The organism is Bifidobacterium ruminantium DSM 6489 (genome assembly GCF_000770925.1).
In the GTDB taxonomy this organism is placed as follows: Bacteria; Actinomycetota; Actinomycetes; order Actinomycetales; family Bifidobacteriaceae; genus Bifidobacterium; species Bifidobacterium ruminantium.
This window is the reverse complement of sequence record NZ_JDTK01000003.1, coordinates 115,749-131,815: the sequence shown is the minus strand read 5'-3', so window position 1 is coordinate 131,815 and position 16,067 is coordinate 115,749. Positions and strand designations below refer to the sequence as shown.

19 protein-coding genes are annotated in these 16,067 nt (G+C 57.8%); 5 read left to right on the top strand and 14 right to left on the bottom strand.

Annotated elements, in window-relative coordinates:
* Positions 1-6 precede the first annotated feature (6 nt).
* The 8 genes from nadB to infC all read right to left on the bottom strand — a co-directional run bounded on the left by nadB (position 7) and on the right by infC (position 7,487).
* Entirely contained in the window at positions 7-1,608 is a 1,602-nt protein-coding gene (gene nadB, locus OU26_RS02630) for an L-aspartate oxidase (RefSeq protein WP_420312204.1), read from the bottom strand.
* A gap of 113 nt (positions 1,609-1,721) precedes the next feature.
* Positions 1,722-3,002, bottom strand: a complete 1,281-nt coding sequence (nadA, locus tag OU26_RS02625; protein ID WP_026646162.1) for a quinolinate synthase NadA — start codon at positions 3,000-3,002, stop codon at positions 1,722-1,724.
* 113 nt (positions 3,003-3,115) lie between these two features.
* Positions 3,116-3,925, bottom strand: a complete 810-nt coding sequence (locus tag OU26_RS02620) for an NUDIX hydrolase (protein ID WP_026646163.1) — start codon at positions 3,923-3,925, stop codon at positions 3,116-3,118.
* A gap of 181 nt (positions 3,926-4,106) precedes the next feature.
* Complete coding sequence (locus OU26_RS02615; protein WP_011743425.1) at positions 4,107-4,946, bottom strand: ParA family protein; 840 nt, start codon at positions 4,944-4,946, stop codon at positions 4,107-4,109.
* A gap of 99 nt (positions 4,947-5,045) precedes the next feature.
* Positions 5,046-5,999, bottom strand: a complete 954-nt coding sequence (gene xerD / locus OU26_RS02610) for a site-specific tyrosine recombinase XerD (protein ID WP_026646164.1) — start codon at positions 5,997-5,999, stop codon at positions 5,046-5,048.
* Positions 6,000-6,138: 139 nt separating this feature from the next.
* Entirely contained in the window at positions 6,139-6,522 is a 384-nt protein-coding gene (gene rplT / locus OU26_RS02605) for a 50S ribosomal protein L20 (RefSeq protein ID WP_026646165.1), read from the bottom strand.
* A gap of 53 nt (positions 6,523-6,575) precedes the next feature.
* On the bottom strand, positions 6,576-6,770 hold the full coding sequence (gene rpmI / locus OU26_RS02600; RefSeq protein WP_003810699.1) for a 50S ribosomal protein L35: 195 nt from the start codon (positions 6,768-6,770) through the stop codon (positions 6,576-6,578).
* Positions 6,771-6,788: 18 nt separating this feature from the next.
* A complete protein-coding gene (gene infC, locus OU26_RS02595; protein WP_026646166.1) occupies positions 6,789-7,487 on the bottom strand; it encodes a translation initiation factor IF-3 in 699 nt (232 codons plus the stop codon).
* Between the two features lie 344 nt (positions 7,488-7,831).
* Here infC and OU26_RS02590 point away from each other — a divergent pair, with 344 nt between their 5' ends.
* The 3 genes from OU26_RS02590 (at position 7,832) to ybaK (ending at position 10,438) form a co-directional block, all read left to right on the top strand.
* Complete coding sequence (locus tag OU26_RS02590) at positions 7,832-8,599, top strand: thiamine diphosphokinase (RefSeq protein ID WP_152571295.1); 768 nt, start codon at positions 7,832-7,834, stop codon at positions 8,597-8,599.
* A gap of 150 nt (positions 8,600-8,749) precedes the next feature.
* Positions 8,750-9,805 carry a type I glyceraldehyde-3-phosphate dehydrogenase gene (gene gap, locus OU26_RS02585; RefSeq protein ID WP_026646168.1) on the top strand — a complete coding sequence of 352 codons (1,056 nt, stop codon included), beginning with the start codon at positions 8,750-8,752 and terminating at the stop codon, positions 9,803-9,805.
* Between the two features lie 126 nt (positions 9,806-9,931).
* A complete protein-coding gene (gene ybaK, locus OU26_RS02580; RefSeq protein ID WP_026646169.1) occupies positions 9,932-10,438 on the top strand; it encodes a Cys-tRNA(Pro) deacylase in 507 nt (168 codons plus the stop codon).
* Positions 10,439-10,587: 149 nt separating this feature from the next.
* On the opposite strand, the gene OU26_RS02575 is transcribed toward ybaK, so the two are convergent.
* The 4 genes from OU26_RS02575 to OU26_RS02565 all read right to left on the bottom strand — a co-directional run bounded on the left by OU26_RS02575 (position 10,588) and on the right by OU26_RS02565 (position 13,781).
* Entirely contained in the window at positions 10,588-11,049 is a 462-nt protein-coding gene (locus tag OU26_RS02575; protein ID WP_026646170.1) for a hypothetical protein, read from the bottom strand.
* Positions 11,050-11,086: 37 nt separating this feature from the next.
* Positions 11,087-11,797, bottom strand: coding sequence for a hypothetical protein (locus OU26_RS10025; RefSeq protein ID WP_152571294.1), 711 nt, complete (start codon positions 11,795-11,797; stop codon positions 11,087-11,089).
* 15 nt (positions 11,798-11,812) lie between these two features.
* The gene (locus tag OU26_RS10020; RefSeq protein ID WP_124917273.1) at positions 11,813-12,274 is read right to left on the bottom strand and encodes a hypothetical protein; all 462 of its coding nucleotides are present in this window, start codon (positions 12,272-12,274) and stop codon (positions 11,813-11,815) included.
* 520 nt (positions 12,275-12,794) lie between these two features.
* A complete protein-coding gene (locus OU26_RS02565; protein ID WP_026646172.1) occupies positions 12,795-13,781 on the bottom strand; it encodes a 4-hydroxy-3-methylbut-2-enyl diphosphate reductase in 987 nt (328 codons plus the stop codon).
* A 186-nt stretch (positions 13,782-13,967) separates the two neighbouring features.
* Between OU26_RS02565 and OU26_RS02560 the strand changes: the two genes are divergently transcribed.
* Together OU26_RS02560 and OU26_RS10715 are read left to right on the top strand one after the other, a co-directional pair.
* Positions 13,968-14,918 (top strand): aldose 1-epimerase family protein, encoded by a 951-nt coding sequence (locus tag OU26_RS02560; RefSeq protein ID WP_026646173.1) that lies wholly within the window; start codon positions 13,968-13,970, stop codon positions 14,916-14,918.
* 115 nt (positions 14,919-15,033) lie between these two features.
* Positions 15,034-15,108 (top strand): 50S ribosomal protein bL37, encoded by a 75-nt coding sequence (locus tag OU26_RS10715; RefSeq protein ID WP_003817083.1) that lies wholly within the window; start codon positions 15,034-15,036, stop codon positions 15,106-15,108.
* 104 nt (positions 15,109-15,212) lie between these two features.
* Here the strand turns inward: OU26_RS10715 and OU26_RS02555 are convergent, their stop codons facing one another.
* Positions 15,213-15,473 carry a hypothetical protein gene (locus tag OU26_RS02555; protein ID WP_026646174.1) on the bottom strand — a complete coding sequence of 87 codons (261 nt, stop codon included), beginning with the start codon at positions 15,471-15,473 and terminating at the stop codon, positions 15,213-15,215.
* The gene (locus OU26_RS02550; RefSeq protein ID WP_152571300.1) at positions 15,470-16,051 is read right to left on the bottom strand and encodes a sigma-70 family RNA polymerase sigma factor; all 582 of its coding nucleotides are present in this window, start codon (positions 16,049-16,051) and stop codon (positions 15,470-15,472) included. The genes OU26_RS02555 and OU26_RS02550 overlap by 4 nt, the downstream gene beginning before the upstream one ends.
* Between the last annotated feature and the right edge of the window lie 16 nt (positions 16,052-16,067).

Sequence of the window (16,067 nt, the reverse complement as noted above, 5' to 3'; positions counted from 1 at the left end):
CCGTCGTCACGCCATCTGGTATGCGATGGAGTGCGCGATGGTCGGATTGATGGTCGGATAGTCCTGTCGGGTATGCGCGCCGCGCGATTCGCAGCGATTGCCTGCCGCGACGGCGGCGACGTATCCCACGGTGAGCAGGTTGCGGTTTTCCCACATGGCGACCTGATGCGCGTAATCGGCCGTTTGCGTGCCGTTTTCCACGCTTTCCGCCGCTTCCGCATGATTCGCGGTGGCGAGGGCTTCGCCAAGCACGCTCACGCCTTGCAGCAGCGTGTCGCCGTCTCGGATCACGCCGACGTGCTTCCACATCGCATCTTCGATCCTTGTGCGATTCCACACCTGGGTCTGCGTCGTTTCCGTAGGCATGTGCAGCGTCATGGGCCGCTGGCATACCGGCATGCCCTTGATCGCGCTGTTGTCGAAGTCCTGCGGCTGCCATGCTGCGTCGTCGGCGTCGTTCGCCGCGGCGAGTCCCGCACGGTATCCGTAGACCATGCCTTCGAGCAGCGAGTTCGAGGCGAGTCGGTTGGCGCCCTGCACGCCGGTTCGCGCGCATTCGCCGGCCGCATACAGGCCGGGGATGCTGGCACGTCCGAACAGGTCGGTGCGGATGCCGCCCATCCAGTAATGCGCCGCCGGAGCCACGGGAATGGGCTCCTTGCTCCAGTCGAAGCCAAGCGCACGCGTGTAGGCGTCGATGGTTGGGAAACGATGGCGCAGGAAGTCCGCCAAATCGGGGTTTTCCTTGGCCATGGGAGACACATCGAGCATGATCGGCTTGCCGCCTTGCGCCTGCATGGTGCGGAAGTTGGCGCGCGCCACCACGTCTCGTGGCGCGAGTTCGGCCTTGGGGTCGATGTCAGTCATGAAGCGGTGGCCATGTTCGTCAAGCAGCACCGCACCTTCGCCGCGCACGGCTTCGGAGACGAGGAAATGCTCGCCCACCGCCATGGCGGTGGGATGGAACTGGTAGAACTCGAGGTCGGCCACTTGGGCGCCGGCACGAATCGCGGCGGCCAAGCCGTCGCCGGTCGCCACGGCCGGGTTGGTGGTGTACGGGTACAGTCGGCCCGCGCCACCGGTGGCAAGGACCACGCGGTCCGCGTCGACGATGCGCGTTTCGACGCCGCCTTGCGCGTCGCGCACCGCAAGGCGCACGCCTGCCACATGGCCGTCATGCACGAGGATGTCGTTCAGGAACGCGTGCTCCAGCACGGTGATGTTCGGATTGGCCTTCACCATGGCGGAAACGTCGAGTTCCAGCACCTTGCCGGTGGCGTCTCCCCCCGCATGCACCACACGGGAACGGCAGTGCGCGGCTTCGAGGCCGCGCAGCACATGGCCTTCCCCGTCGCGGTCCACATGCCATCCGTCGCCGATGAGCTCGCGTACGCGTCGCGCGCCTTCGTCCGTCAGTATGTCGACGGCGGTGTGGTCGCACAATCCGTGGCCGGCCGCCATGGTGTCGGCGGCGTGCAGAGCGGGTGAATCGTCATCGAAAATAGCCGTGGCCACACCGCCTTGGGCGTGGTACGTGTTCGATTCGACGAACTCGTCCTTGCATACCAGCAGCACTTCCTGCGATTTGCGTGCCGCGCCATCGCCCATGCCGGCGACCGACGCGCGTCCGCCTTCCGCAAGTCCTTCGCTACCGAGACGGCCATCTCCGGCTGCTGCGAGCGCCGCGCACAAGCCTGCTATGCCCGCTCCGACCACGACGATCATGGGTGCACCTCCAGCATGCGCTGCAATGCGATTTTGGCGTCGCGCGCGGTGTCTTCATCCACGGTGATGCGGTTGACGATGTTGCCCTGTTCGATGTTTTCCAGCGCCCATGCCAGGTAGGCGGGGTGGATGCGGTACATCGTGGAGCACGGGCAGACCACCGGGTCGAGGCAGAACACGGTCTTGTCCGGATACTGCGCGGCCAGACGGTTGACAAGGTTGATCTCCGTGCCGACGGCGACTGCGGAACCGGCCGGCGCGTTGGCGATTTCCTTGACGATGTACGCGGTGGAGCCGGTGCCGTCGGCCGCGTTGACGACGTCCATCGAGCATTCGGGGTGCACGATGACCTTGACGCCCGGATACGCCTTGCGGGCGCGTTCGATCTGCTCGACGGTGAAACGCTGGTGCACGGAGCAGAAGCCCTTCCACAGAATCATCTTCGCGTCCGCATACACGGATGGATCCTCGGCGCCACCGGCCGGCTTGTACGGGTTCCATACCGGCATCTGGTCAAGGCTCATGCCCATGGCGAGCGCGGTGTTGCGTCCCAGATGTTGGTCCGGGAAGAACAGCACTCGTTTGCCGCGCGCGAACGCCCATTCAAGCACGGCATGCGCGTTGGACGACGTGCAGACGATGCCGCCGTGACGTCCGCAGAACGCCTTCAGCGCGGCGGACGAGTTCATGTACGTGACCGGCACGATCTGCTGTCTGCCGTCGGTATCGGGCTTGACGCCACAGATCTCGCTGAGCTGCTCCCAGCAATCCTCGACCTGGTCGATGTTCGCCATATCGGCCATCGAACAGCCTGCGGACAGGTTCGGCAACGTCACGGTCTGTTCCGGGGTGGACAGGATATCGGCGGTTTCGGCCATGAAATGCACGCCGCAGAACACGATGTGGTCGGCGTCGGGACGTTCGGTCGCGTTCTTGGCGAGCTGGAACGAATCACCCACGAAATCGGCGTGCACGATGATCTCGTCACGCTGGTAGAAGTGACCAAGGATGAGAAGCTTGTCGCCAAGACGCGATTTGGCCGCTTTGATGCGTTCCTGCAATTCCTCATCGGAAGCGTCCCGGTACTCTTGGGGCAGCACCTGCTGTCGGGGAGCGTTGTTCGGCAATGGGTCGAACATTGAGGCGCCCGGCCCGTAACTCGGCTTGGTGGTGTCGAAGTGCCATGGATCCTGCGTCAGCCCGGCGTCGCATGTGCTTTGCGCGCCCAGTCGGGCGATGATCTCGTCTACGGATGGCGATGACAGAGTAGCGGCCATACCGCACCTTCCCTTCGTTTGGTTTGTTGTCGTCTGTTTGCCATGGGATGCCCCATGGATGATGAAATATCGATGATGGATGTGCGTCGGTTTTCGCACCCGTCACACCAGTTTCAGATGGTCGTCAACGCCGTCAACGCGTCGTCCTCCTCCTGACCCTTGCTATCGGGGTGGTCGCCGCCGTGATCCCACGGCGTGGCCCGCCGGAGCGCGCTTCGCACGTACCGATAGACGGCGGCTGGACGGTTGCGGCCGACGCGCAGCTTCTCGCCGGTATCCTCCAATTGTCCCGATGCGAGCATCTTCCGGCGGAAATTCGCCAGATCAATAGCTTCGCCGGTGACCGCCTCGTACACGTCATGCAGTTGGCTCAGGGTGAATCGCTCGCCGACCAGACGCGTGACGATCTGCGGATATTCGATCTTTCCACGCAACCGGCCCATGGCGTAGTCGATGATGGCACGATGATCGAAGGCGAGTTCCGGCAGACTATCGACGGGGAACCATTTGACGTTGTTTCCTTCGACGGGTTCCGTCTGCGCGTCCGACCCACCGACCAAGGCCCAATAGACGATGGACACCATGGGCAGCCCGCCATGAGAGCGTGCGGGGTCACCGAATGTGTACAGCTGCTCGAGATACCTCGGATGCAATGATGTGGTCGATTCCAACGCGGCATACGCCGACTGCTCTAGCGAATGGTCGGCACGCAGGTCGCCTCCGGGCAGTGCCCATTGGCCGAGAAACGGTTGGCGCACGCGTTTGACCAGCGGCATCCACAATGTCGATCCCGCACCTGACGGTCCGGCTTCGGGGCGCCCGCCGTCATTGGATCGCGACACCGGCTCCAAGGCGAGGATGACCACGGACACGCCGATCTGCGGCGGCTGCTTGCGCCGCTCCGAGACATTGCCCATCATCAATGGAATACCCCTGTTCCAATCGCTTCCGAATATCGACAGGGCATGAGTGTATCACTTATGGTCAACTTGACCATAAGTCTCTTGCGTGTCCTGCAAATCTCCGTCCACAGAAGCGGAACGCAGTGGAATAAGAACCTCGGAAAACAAAAAAGCTCCCCTCACGGGGAGCTTGGAACGGGATTCAGGCCACGATGTCGTTGGCGATCAGCTCGCGGGCCACTTCACGGTATTCCTTCGCCGTCTTGTGGTTCGGCGCGTAGATGGTGATCGGCGCGGCCGCCACCGTGGAGTCGGGCAACTTGATGGAACGCGATATCACGGAATGGAACACCTTGCCTTGGAACGCCTCGTAGATGCGCTGCAGCACCTCCTCGCAATGCAACGTCCTGGTGTACATGGTCACCAGCACGCCATACACCTCAAGGCTCGGATTGATGCGCGACTGGACCTTCTCGATGGATTGCATGAGCAATGCGACGCCGCGCAGCGCGAAGAATTCGGCGGCCACGGGAATGATCACTCCGTCCGCGGCGGTCAGCGCGTTCACCGTCAGCAGGCCCAGCGACGGCTGGCAATCGATGATGATCACGTCGTATTCGTCCTTGACCTGACGTAGCACGCCGGCAAGCACCTGCTCACGTCCGACCTCGGTGACCAGCTGCACCTCGGCCGCGGACAGGTCGATGTTGGCCGGCATGATATCAAGATTCTCGAAATCGGTGTGGTGAATCACGCTATGCACATCCATGCGCGGATTGAACAGCGCCGTGTACACGGTATCCTCCACCGCGTTGGCGTTAATGCCGAGCCCAACCGTGGCAGCGCCTTGCGGATCGAAATCTACGATCAGCACACGTCTGCCATATTGGCTCAACGCGCCACCGATATTGATGGAACTGGTGGTCTTGCCGACCCCGCCCTTCTGGTTGCACATGGCGATGACCCTGGCCGGACCGTGCGTCTGCAGCGGCTCCGGAGCGGGAAACGTCTCATAATCACGTCCAAGCAAATCCGTAGGCATACCGTTTACCTTACCAACATCCTCGTGTCAAAGATTCCACTGTGTTCCATGCTAACTCATCATCGCCTATGAAAACGGCAACAACACATCCCGCAACATCTATCTGGCTCTCGGATGCGAGGTCAGATACGTTTCGATGAGGTTTTCCGGGCTCACGTGCGTGTAAATCTGCGTGGTGGTGACGCTGGCATGTCCGAGCAGCTCCTGCACGGTGCGTACGTCGGCGCCGCCCTGAATCAGATGGGTGGCGAAGGAATGGCGCAATGTGTGCGGGTGCAGTGGCTTATCGATGTGCGCGCGCTGTCCCGCCGCGCGGATGATCTCCCACACCGATTGTCTGGACAGCCTTTTGCCGCGTTTGTTGAGGAACAGCGCGCGTCGTTCGGCAGAGCCTTTCGCCTTCGCCTCAAGTTGCGGCCTCCCGCCGCGCAGATACCGTGCGATCGCCTCGCACGCGTAGCCGCCGACCGGCACCAGACGTTGCCTGGACCCTTTGCCCATCAATCGGGCGACTTTCTCATCCAGATCGATGTCGTCGAGGTTCGAACCACAAGCCTCTGAGACACGCGCTCCGGTCGCGTACAGGAATTCCAGCAACGCCTTGTCGCGCAGCATCACCGGATCGTCCGGTCTCTCCGGCGAATCCGTGCCGGATGGACGACTCTGTGACACGGGAATCGCATCCAGCAATCTCACCACCTCATCCACGGTGAGCACGTCGGGCAGGGTTTCCGCGCTTTTCGGCGCCTTGACACATGCCGAAACATCCTCCGCAACCACATGCTCGCCCAAGGCGAAGCGATGGAGCTCGTGGATGCTCGAAAGCCGACGCGCCTTGCTGCGCGCGGATTCGCCGGAATCGTCAAGAAAGGCGATGTACCGTTCCACATCGTGCGTGTCCACCTTGTCGAGGCTGCTGATGCCCTGCGTGGCGATCCAATCACGGTACTTGCGCAGATCGGCGCCGTATGCGGATACCGTGGCCTTCGCCAGTCCCCGCTCCACGTCGATATGCGCAAGGAACTGTCTGATCAGCCGATCGATGTCATTCATCGAAGTCCCCCTACATGCAACCCGTGCCGTTTTCATTTGGCTGAATTTCAAGCAGCGATTTGACGCGAAATATATGAGAACCCCCGGTCCGGCATACGGACGGGGGTTCTTGCACATATAAGGCGGAACGCCGGAAGACTCAGGCTTCCTTCGGAGCGTTCACGTCAGCCGGAAGAGCGGCCTTAGCCTGCTCGACGATGACCTTGAAGGCCTCCGGATCGGAGACGGCCAGCTCGGCGAGGGCGCGACGATCCAGTTCGATGCCAGCGAGGTGCAGACCCTGGATGAAGCGGTTGTAAGTGATGCCTTCGGCGCGGACGGCGGCGTTGATGCGCTGGATCCACAGCTTGCGGAAATCGCCCTTGCGAGCCTTGCGGTCGCGGAAGTTGTAGGTAAAGGAGTGCAGCAGCTGCTCCTTGGCCTTACGGTAGAGACGGGAGCGCTGGCCGCGATAGCCGGAAGCCCTCTCGAGAACGACGCGACGCTTCTTGTGGGCGTTTACTGCGCGCTTGACACGTGCCATATTTGATTCCTCAGCTTTCTATTAAGTCTTTGTTATATGAGCTCTCGCTATGCTCAGCGACCGAGCAGCTTCTTCATGTTCTTGCTCTGGGAAGTGGCCAGAACACCGTCGGCCTTCAGCTCGCGGCGCTTACGAGCGGACTTGTGCTCGAGGTTGTGGCGCATTGCGGAGCCAGCGTGCATCAGCTTGCCGGAACCGGTCACTCGGACACGCTTGGAAGCGGCGGAATTAGTTTTCATCTTCGGCATTGCTGCCCTCCTTGTTTGTTACTTCGATTCGGAAGTCTTCGTTTTGTCGGACGCCACGGCTGCCTTGGCTGCGGCTGCCGCCTGTGCCTGGGCCTCCTGCTTGGCGGCCAGACGCGCGGCCTGACGGGCCTGACGCTCGGCACGGGACTGATCGCCACGACGACGCTGCTCGGACTGAGTGTGAACCTTCTTGCCCTTCGGCGCAAGCGTCATGATGATGTTGCGACCTTCCTGCTTCGGGGCGAATTCGACGGTGCCGTACTCCTCCACCTCGCTGGCAAGACGCCTCAGCAGCTCGACGCCGCCGATTGGACGGGACTGCTCACGGCCGCGCAGCATGATGGTGACCTTGACCTTGTCTCCGCCGTTCAGGAAGCGCACAACGTGGCCCTTCTTGACCTCGAAGTCATGGTCGTCGATCTTCAGGCGGAAGCGGATTTCCTTGATTTCCGCGGTGCTCTGGTTGCGGCGTGCCTCACGAGCCTTGATCTTCTCGTTGTACTTGTACTTGCCGTAATCGATGAGCTTGGCGACCGGAGGCTTCGCGTTGGGCGCCACCTCGACGAGATCGAGGTTCGCTTCCTTTGCCAGGTTCAGTGCGACGGAAGTCGCGATGACTCCCACCTGCTCGCCGTTCGGGCCGATCAGACGCACCTGGGAGACGCGAATCTCGTCGTTAATACGTGGTTCGTCGCTGATGATGACTCCAATCCTCATGTTCCATGCAACGGAACGTCCCTAGATTGGCAGTATTCCAAAATCCCGAATGTCCATGAATCGCCAAGGCGCAATAAAGCGCACGCGAAAACCACATATGTGGCCAGCGTATCTCACCGTCGAATCGGTGGAAAGGCAATTGCCTGAACCCGAGACCATGAAAGGCTTCCAGGTGGGGATGTCCCGCTTTCTTGATTTCTCAAGCCTTGTAGATAATACCACACACCCGGACATCGCGTGTCGTGTTTCGAACCTATCTTTGCAGACGCCCCCGGACGGCGCCGGATGCGGCACACACGCGCCATTCCGGAAAGCGTATGGACGCGCACGTACACTATCTTCGCATGACCATGAATTCCAATACATGTGTGATTTTCGGCGCGGGCGATTATTACGACGAGATTTCCGCCGTTCCGTCCGAAGCCTTCGTCATCGCCGCGGACGGCGGTTACGACCACGCCCAGACCTCCGGCATCGACGTCGATTTTCTGGTGGGCGATTTCGATTCGATCACCGGCACACGACCAACGAATGATGACCACACCATCGCGCTGCCAACGGAGAAGGACGACCCCGACCTGCTGTCCGCGATGAAGATCGGATGGCGGCATGGCGCACGCACATTCCATATATATGGCGCACTAGGCGGACGAATCGACCACACAATCGCCAACATACAGCTTGTGGCGTTGTTGGCCGCCCATGGCGCAATCGGTTATCTGCACGGCGATGGCGCGATCGTCACCGCCGTTTGCGACGGCGCGCTCGACTTCCCAACGAATGACGTCGCACCTGGACGCATGGTGTCAGTGTTCTCCCACAGCGATATTTCGACCGGAGTGAGCGAGACGGGACTGAAATACGAGCTCGACCACGCCTCAATGTCCAGCGTACGCGTCAACGGTCTGAGCAACGAATTCCTCAAAGGCAAGCCATCGCGCATCGAAGTGGAGCATGGCACGCTTGTCGTCACGTTCCCCATTGAAGCTCCTCTGCCACGCGTGTTATGGTCGCACGGTTTCACCGGCGATCTGGGAGCGCTCGACACGTCCGTCTCCTCCGCGCTGGCACAACCGGGCGACCGGCGATCAGGCACGCCGGCAAAGATGTGAACGCTCACCGAAAATCGCGTTTCTTTTTCCGGGACACGCGTCGGAGACGTTGCCCTAAGTACAGGTGACGCACTACAGTGGACGATGTTGGTAAACAATGGCTTCTGTGTGCCTTGGCACACGCGTGGCCTACCCTAAAGGGAGAATTACATGACAGTTAAGATTGGTATTAACGGCTTTGGTCGTATCGGTCGTCTGGCTTTCCGCCGTATCTTCGAGCTGCAGGCTCGTGGCGGCCAGGCCGGTGACATCGAGGTCGCTGCAATCAACGATCTGACCACCCCGTCCATGCTGGCCTACCTGCTGAAGTACGACAGCACCCACGGCACCTTCCGTCATGACGATGGCACCCCGGTCGAGGTCACCTCCACCGATGACTCCATCGTGGTCGACGGCAAGGAATACAAGGTCTACGCCGAGAAGGACGCCAACAACATCCCGTGGGTCAAGAACGACGGTGTCGAGTTCGTGCTCGAGTGCACCGGCTTCTACACCTCCGCCGAGAAGTCCCAGGCCCACATCAACGCCGGCGCCAAGAAGGTTCTGATCTCCGCCCCGGCCAAGGACGATGTCACCCCGACCGTCGTGTTCGGCGTGAACCACGAGATCCTGAAGCCGTCCGACGTGATCGTGTCCGCCGGCTCCTGCACCACCAACTCCATGGCCGCCATGGTCAAGCTGCTGGACGAGAACTGGGGCATCAAGGCTGGCTTCATGACCACCATCCACGCCTACACCGGCACCCAGATGATCCTCGACGGCCCGCGCTTCCCGAAGGCTCGCAACAACCGCGCCGCCGCCATCAACACCATTCCTCATTCCACTGGCGCCGCCAAGGCCATCGGCAAGGTCGTTCCGTCCGTGAACGGCAAGCTGCAGGGCCACGCCCAGCGCATCCAGGTTCCGGATGGCTCCGTCACCGAGCTGACCACCGTCCTGAACAAGGAAGTCACCGCCGATGAGATCAACGCCGCCTTCAAGGCCGCCTTCTCCGACACCGACTTCTACGGCTACAACGAAGACGGCATCGTGTCCTCCGACATCATCGGCGACACCCACGGTGGCGTGTTCGATCCGACCCAGACCGATGTCAACACCGTTGACGGCCTGACCATGGCTCGCACCGTCTCCTGGTACGACAACGAGTACGGCTTCACCTGCAACATGGTGCGTACCCTGCTGTACTTCGCCGAGATCTCCGAGTGAATCGGCGCGGAGTAATCCGCACGGTTCGTCTCTGAACCTCAGACAAAGGGGCTTTCGCTTCGGCGGAAGCCCCTTTTCGTATCCGAAACGCCGCAACGGACACGTGGAAGGCTTATTATGGGCGGCATGGCAAAGAAAAAGCATGAGAAGGGCGCCGGTTCCACACCGGCCACCGTGCAGTTGGAAAAAGCCGGAGTTCCGTTCAAAACCTACGAATACGCGCATTCGAACGATCACATGGATGACGGTTATGGGGTTGAGGCCGCCACCAAGCTCGGTTTCGACGAGCATCAGGTGTTCAAGACGCTGATGGCGGACACCGGCTCCGAACGCGTGGTCGGCGTGGTGCCGGTCAGCGGTCATATGGATTTGAAAGCCTTGGCTGCAGCCGTAGGTGCCAAGAAGGCCTCTATGGCCGATCCCAAGGTGGCGATGCGTGAATCCGGTTATGTGGTTGGCGGCATCTCGCCGTTAGGCCAGAAGACACGTCATAAGACTGTGTTGGATGAAAGCGCCCTGCAATTCGACCAAATTCTGGTCTCCGGCGGCAAGCGAGGCCTGTCTGTGGGCGTGAATCCACAGGACCTGCTCAAGGTCTTGAATGCCGTTGCCGCACCAATCGGCACGTGGTAAATGAATCAGCTTTCAGCCACTACATTTTCTCGGCTATTCTCTATATTTCGTTGAGATCTCTTCTCTCATACATAAAATTCAAGACTGACGGTCGCATAAATAACGTAACCATCAGTCTCAATTATTGTACTTTACTAACCCCGAATGTTTCACTGCTTTTCAAGAGTGAACTCGTGATCGCCTCCAACGTCAAAAGTCATGTCATTATTTTCAATTGAAACTCTCACAGTATCTCCTGTATTAAGTTCGACATCAAACCAATTATCTTCTGGAGAGCCCGAAACGACCTTCCCATTCTGAATATTAACCAATCCTGCGCCACCCCACACTTCGCCGGGAACGCTATCTATTGTAACTTCATCTCCGGTTTTTTGATCATAATAAACGACATTAGCGGACAAAGTCCCATTCTTATTTATGGTGAAGGTATAATCACATGACAATGAGTAGAATTGCATTTCTTTTATGTTGTCTCCCTGACCACAATCCTCCAGCATCCCTTCGTATGTGCCATATGGATTACTACCCAATGGAACCGAACATGCGGAAATAAGAGTTCCAATAATCAAAGCCAATACAACAACAGAATAATATTTAATTTTTCTATTCATTCTACTTCCTTTATTCGTTTATTCTGTTATAAATTAATCACTGTATGTCATATGTAATCGTGGACTCCCCTGTTCCAGCTGCTTGTATATGGCATACTGTAAAACCTTTATTGTGCGTACATCGAGCCTGTGCTACATCAGTCAAAGGTGAGAACTCTATATTCCAAATCGAACTGCCATAGATACCTGAATATTCATCAATTTGATTTTGCAATCCAAGCCCTTCCAGATATCCTCGCAATCGTTCACCAGCAGTCCCTGAATCCAAGCCCGGCTCATAACCGACGTCCCACGCAATACACCCCAGCCCCATCGTGACTGCATAATCATGAGATTCTAAATCATAGCCGCCATACATCCTCATACGATCATAATTTGGTCCTTTAAATTGCAGATATGCAATACTGTTATCGTCTCTATCTCGGTCAATTTTAAAATATGCATCAGCGCTGTTTCCACTAAATACAGAATTGTATTGATCAGAGCAATGAAATATACTTTCGAAATTGATTTCTCTGGTCACTGATTGCGGATTATCGGAGGCATCATTGTCTTCTTTGGAATCATCTTTGTCCGCATCATTATCCTCGCTCACATTTGTTTCATCAGCAGGCTCTATTGCCTTGCCTATTTCTTCATTGCGCGTTTTTCCATCGTTGAGCATAGTCTCATATTTTTTTGCAAATATAACGCTACCAAAAACAAGGAGAACAACCACCAGTATGATAAATAATGCTTTCTTTTTCATAGCTGGCTCACACCTTTACTCCATATTCCAAGTAACTGCACTACTTAAGATAGAATCAACCGTGAGATCATCAATGATGGTGTTTAGACGCACTAAGACAGGACGACTTTTGTGATAACGAATAATCAGACGACCATAAAAGGGCCGAAGAGATGACCACTCTTCACCCATGTAGGCAGGGCCAGGAACAGATCCTTTAGGAGCAAGCTCCCTGACAATCGTTTTGATTGTTGTCAACAACCATAAATCAGAATTTTTCGGCAACCGCATAAGACACATACCCGACTCTCCTATACGAAAGCGATCTATCTTCGTTCTCCACAGAAACCAGCCATCGTTAACATTTGAAGGAGATTTCATATATTCTTTGTATGCTGTTGTTTCTTCATTCCGGTCAACAAAACGAACCTTCATCGTATCCAGCTCATGCTTGGACAAATGCAGAACACTATTCAACGCAATAAATGACCCGCTCATATTTTGCGAAGCCTCCTTCCGGCCTTCCCTTCGGCTCTTATGCCGATGCCGAAAACGATACCCCCCCCCCAGACAAAACGACGGGCTCATGGTTCACGATCACTTAAAAAAGAAAGGAGCCTAACCACCAACGGCCTTCAACGGCAATATCCTCGGCCCCGAACCGCAATAACCGACCGACTCCAGACACGGCCCTGAACCCCAATAACACCGCCCATTACCAAAAAAATCAAATATTCATATTGCAGACAAACCGATGCAATTCGAAACTGAATTTATAGATGGCAAATGATACCTTACAAAAATGTAGGCACATCAATATCAACTATAGTTGAAAAAAAGACTGTACACTATTCTCATATCTTCAATGGCATTAATCAGCATTACTAATCTGTAACCATACGAATCCATCATTAAAATGCCTGATAAGCAATCTATTGAAAAGGCCGCTTACGCAATTAGGCAGACTGAGCCGTAAAACGGACAGCCCAGTGGGCTGTTCGTAGGCGAAGCGAGCGGTTTACCGCAAGGGTTTCCTGCGCAACTCCGCCGGCAGCACGAAGTGCATGTTTTCCTTGATGGTTTCGACGGACTTCATACCGGTGAAGCCCAAGTTTTGCAGAGCGTCAATCACACCGGACACCAGTTCGTCCGGTACGGAGGCACCCGAGGAGATACCTACGGATTCCAGACCCTCGAACCATGCCGGGTCAAGCTCGCTGGCATCATCCACGCGATACGCTTTGCCGCGCTCCCCCAAGCCCTCCTGCGCCACCTCCATCAGTCGCACGGAATTCGAGGAGTTGGCCGATCCGACAATCACCACGCAATCGGACTGCTGGGCCACCAGTTTGACCGCAGCCTGACGATTCGACGTGGCATAGCAGATATCGGAGTTCGGCGGCATTTCAAGCCATGGGAAACGAGCTTTGAGCGCGGTGATCGTGCCAGCGGTCTCATCGACGCTCAACGTGGTCTGCGTAAGCAGCACCAGTTTCGTGTCAGGTTGGAAATCCAACGAGTCGACGTCGGACGCATGCTCGATCAAATGCACATGTTCCGGCGATTCCTCCACCACGCCAACGGCCTCATCGTGGCCTTTATGCCCAATGTAGATGATCTCGTAACCTTCCTTGACGAAACGCAGCACCTCGCGATGCACTTTGCTTACCAGCGGGCAGGTGGCATCGACCACATGCATGCCGCGCGCCGCGGCCTCGGCTTTGACCGCCGGAGACACGCCGTGGGCGGAAAATACGATTGGGATGCCGGCTTCGGCGGCGGCATCGGGGATCTCAGCCAATTCCTGCACGAACACCGCGCCCTGCGCGGCCAAATCCTCGACGACATGCTTGTTGTGCACGATCTGGCGGCGCACATACACCGGCGGCAATCCGTCGGCACGTGGCGTATCGGCGGATTTGAGAATCGTCCGCACCGTCAGAATCGCCCTATCCACGCCGGCGCAGAATCCGCGCGGATCCGCCAGCACGATGCGTTTGCCCATGTCAAGCCGCCTTCCAATCGTATCCATCCATCACAACAGCAATCACCAATATTAAGGCACGGGCGCCGTCAATCGACATCGGCCGTCTTCATCCGCAGAATTTCCACACGACAAGCGCATCCACCACCACATCGTGAGCGGTAACATAGTAGCGGAAACACAGTCGACAACACTATGGAGTGATTTATGACCTGCACCAATCTGCCGCCACGCACCGGACAGCAATTTTCCATTTCGCATGGCGATTACCATGCCGTCGTCACCGAGTTGGGCGCGACGCTGCGCAAACTGACCTACCAAGGCGAGGACATCATCGTCTCCCCCGGTCCGGATGACATGGTGACCTGCTGCCACGGCCAGCTGCTCATCCCGTTCCCGAACCGCATCGAGAATGGCGAATACACCTTCGAAGGCAAGACCTACACGCTGCCGATCGACGAGCATGAGCGCCACAACGCCATCCACGGCTACGGCAAGCGCGCGTTCTGGAAGCTTGTCTCCCTTAAAGAGGATGCCGTGACCCTCAGCTGGCGCGCCCCCAACATGGAGGGATATCCGTTCGACATCGTGGTGACCGCGACCTACAGCCTCGCCGACGATGGCCTGCACCTGACCATCAGCGCTTTCAACAATGGCGATGCGGACGCGCCGTGGGCGTTGGCCATCCATCCATGGCTCGCCAACGGCCTGAACGGCTACGGCGATGAGATCGACGGCCACAACGCCAAGTGCAGCCTGACGCTGCCCGGCCGCACGCATGTCACCGTCAACGAGAATCTCATTCCGACCGGCACCGAACCAGTGGACGGCACCAAGTACGACCTGCGCAAGGACACGCTGCTCACCGAGCAGCCGTTCGATGACGCCTGGACCGATTTGGAACACGCCGAGGACGGCACCGTCACCGCGGTGTTCACGCGAGCCGATGGCAAAAAGGTACGCGTGGGCGGCGATGAGACCATCACATCGTTCCAAGTGTGCACCGGAACAGGTTTCCAACCGTCCAAGCATCCGGCAGGCGTGGCTGTCGAACCTCAGACGGCGTACGCGAACGCGTTCAACACCGGTAAGGACCTCATCGTCATCAAGCCGAAGGAGACTTCGAGCACTTCGCTGTTCATCGGCGCCCTCGACTGATATAATCGCCATTGGAATAAGCCGGAGCCACACAGTGGACACCCGATTTGGCAAACGTCTCGCTTGTGTGCGATAATCCCGTAGGCTTATTAATCGCAAGTAAAGGAGTCCAATCATGGGCATGCGCGGACGTAAGCGCAAGGATCGTCGTAAGAAGGCCGCCAATCACGGCAAGCGCCCGAACGCCTGATCCCTGCCAACGCGAATAGCGTTACAGAGCATCGAGAACCCCGCAGAATCACTATGATTCTGCGGGGTTCTTCTATTCGCGTCCGAAGCTGCGATTCACATCGCTCACTCGTCGCAGCACTGATCCAGCGTCGCTTCGAGCCTGTCGATCAGACTCTGTGGCGCATGTTGGGGGCGCAGATACGCGCGCAACGCTGCGATCAGCGCGCGCTCCCGCTCGTCGCAGCAGGTCTCCGGATCGAAGCAGTCTCCGGAAGCCACAACATGCACGCTGGTATGCGTCATCTGTGTCACCACGCCGTTCCCACCGGTTGTGGTGGTTCTAGTCGAAGTGATGGAAATATGCCGTTCCATTGGTTCGCTCATGGTCGATCCTTCCCGGCAGTGGCATAGCCACGTTCCTTCGCGTAATTGGCGAGCTCACGCTTCAACTGCGTTCTGGCGCGGTTGAGACGGCTCATCACCGTACCGATCTTCACACCTTGTTCCTCGGCCACCTGGCTGTACGGCTTGCCGTCGATGGCGGCGTCGATGAACACCTGCCTGCGCTCCGGGGAAAGCTTGTTCAACGCGGTCATGATCTCCTCGGGCGCATAGGCATCCAGATACTCCTCCTCGGCGGATTTGAGCTGCTCGGAGGAATGCTCGGACGCCGAATACAGGTCCCAATCATCGTATTCGCCGGTGGAATCGTTGGCACGCTGCGGTCGTCGCTTGGCCTTGGCGTACTGGTTGAAATAGGCGTTGCGCTCGATGGTGGTCATCCAGGCCGCGAAATTCGTCCCCTCCTTGAAGGAGTCGAACGCCTTGAATCCACGCTCGAAGGTGTCCTGCACCAAATCCTGCGCGTCATCCGGATTGTTGGTCAACCTCATCGCCTGCCGATACAACGAATCCACAACGGGCATGGCGAGCCTTTCGAACCGCGCGCGGCGGCCTGCCATGGTTTCCGTCTGTTGT

Coding starts and splice junctions, on each gene's coding strand:
- OU26_RS02550 (WP_152571300.1), bottom strand. CDS start 16,051: ATGGCAGGCCGCCGCGCGCGGTTCGAAAGGCTCGCCATGCCCGTTGTG.
- rplT (WP_026646165.1), bottom strand. CDS start 6,522: ATGGCACGTGTCAAGCGCGCAGTAAACGCCCACAAGAAGCGTCGCGTC.
- rpmI (WP_003810699.1), bottom strand. CDS start 6,770: ATGCCGAAGATGAAAACTAATTCCGCCGCTTCCAAGCGTGTCCGAGTG.
- OU26_RS02560 (WP_026646173.1), top strand. CDS start 13,968: ATGACCTGCACCAATCTGCCGCCACGCACCGGACAGCAATTTTCCATT.
- gap (WP_026646168.1), top strand. CDS start 8,750: ATGACAGTTAAGATTGGTATTAACGGCTTTGGTCGTATCGGTCGTCTG.
- infC (WP_026646166.1), bottom strand. CDS start 7,487: ATGAGGATTGGAGTCATCATCAGCGACGAACCACGTATTAACGACGAG.
- OU26_RS10025 (WP_152571294.1), bottom strand. CDS start 11,797: ATGAAAAAGAAAGCATTATTTATCATACTGGTGGTTGTTCTCCTTGTT.
- nadB (WP_420312204.1), bottom strand. CDS start 1,608: ATGGGCGATGGCGCGGCACGCAAATCGCAGGAAGTGCTGCTGGTATGC.
- ybaK (WP_026646169.1), top strand. CDS start 9,932: ATGGCAAAGAAAAAGCATGAGAAGGGCGCCGGTTCCACACCGGCCACC.
- OU26_RS02555 (WP_026646174.1), bottom strand. CDS start 15,473: ATGAGCGAACCAATGGAACGGCATATTTCCATCACTTCGACTAGAACC.
- OU26_RS10020 (WP_124917273.1), bottom strand. CDS start 12,274: ATGAGCGGGTCATTTATTGCGTTGAATAGTGTTCTGCATTTGTCCAAG.
- xerD (WP_026646164.1), bottom strand. CDS start 5,999: ATGAATGACATCGATCGGCTGATCAGACAGTTCCTTGCGCATATCGAC.
- OU26_RS02575 (WP_026646170.1), bottom strand. CDS start 11,049: ATGAATAGAAAAATTAAATATTATTCTGTTGTTGTATTGGCTTTGATT.
- OU26_RS02590 (WP_152571295.1), top strand. CDS start 7,832: ATGACCATGAATTCCAATACATGTGTGATTTTCGGCGCGGGCGATTAT.
- nadA (WP_026646162.1), bottom strand. CDS start 3,002: ATGGCCGCTACTCTGTCATCGCCATCCGTAGACGAGATCATCGCCCGA.
- OU26_RS02565 (WP_026646172.1), bottom strand. CDS start 13,781: ATGGGCAAACGCATCGTGCTGGCGGATCCGCGCGGATTCTGCGCCGGC.
- OU26_RS02615 (WP_011743425.1), bottom strand. CDS start 4,946: ATGCCTACGGATTTGCTTGGACGTGATTATGAGACGTTTCCCGCTCCG.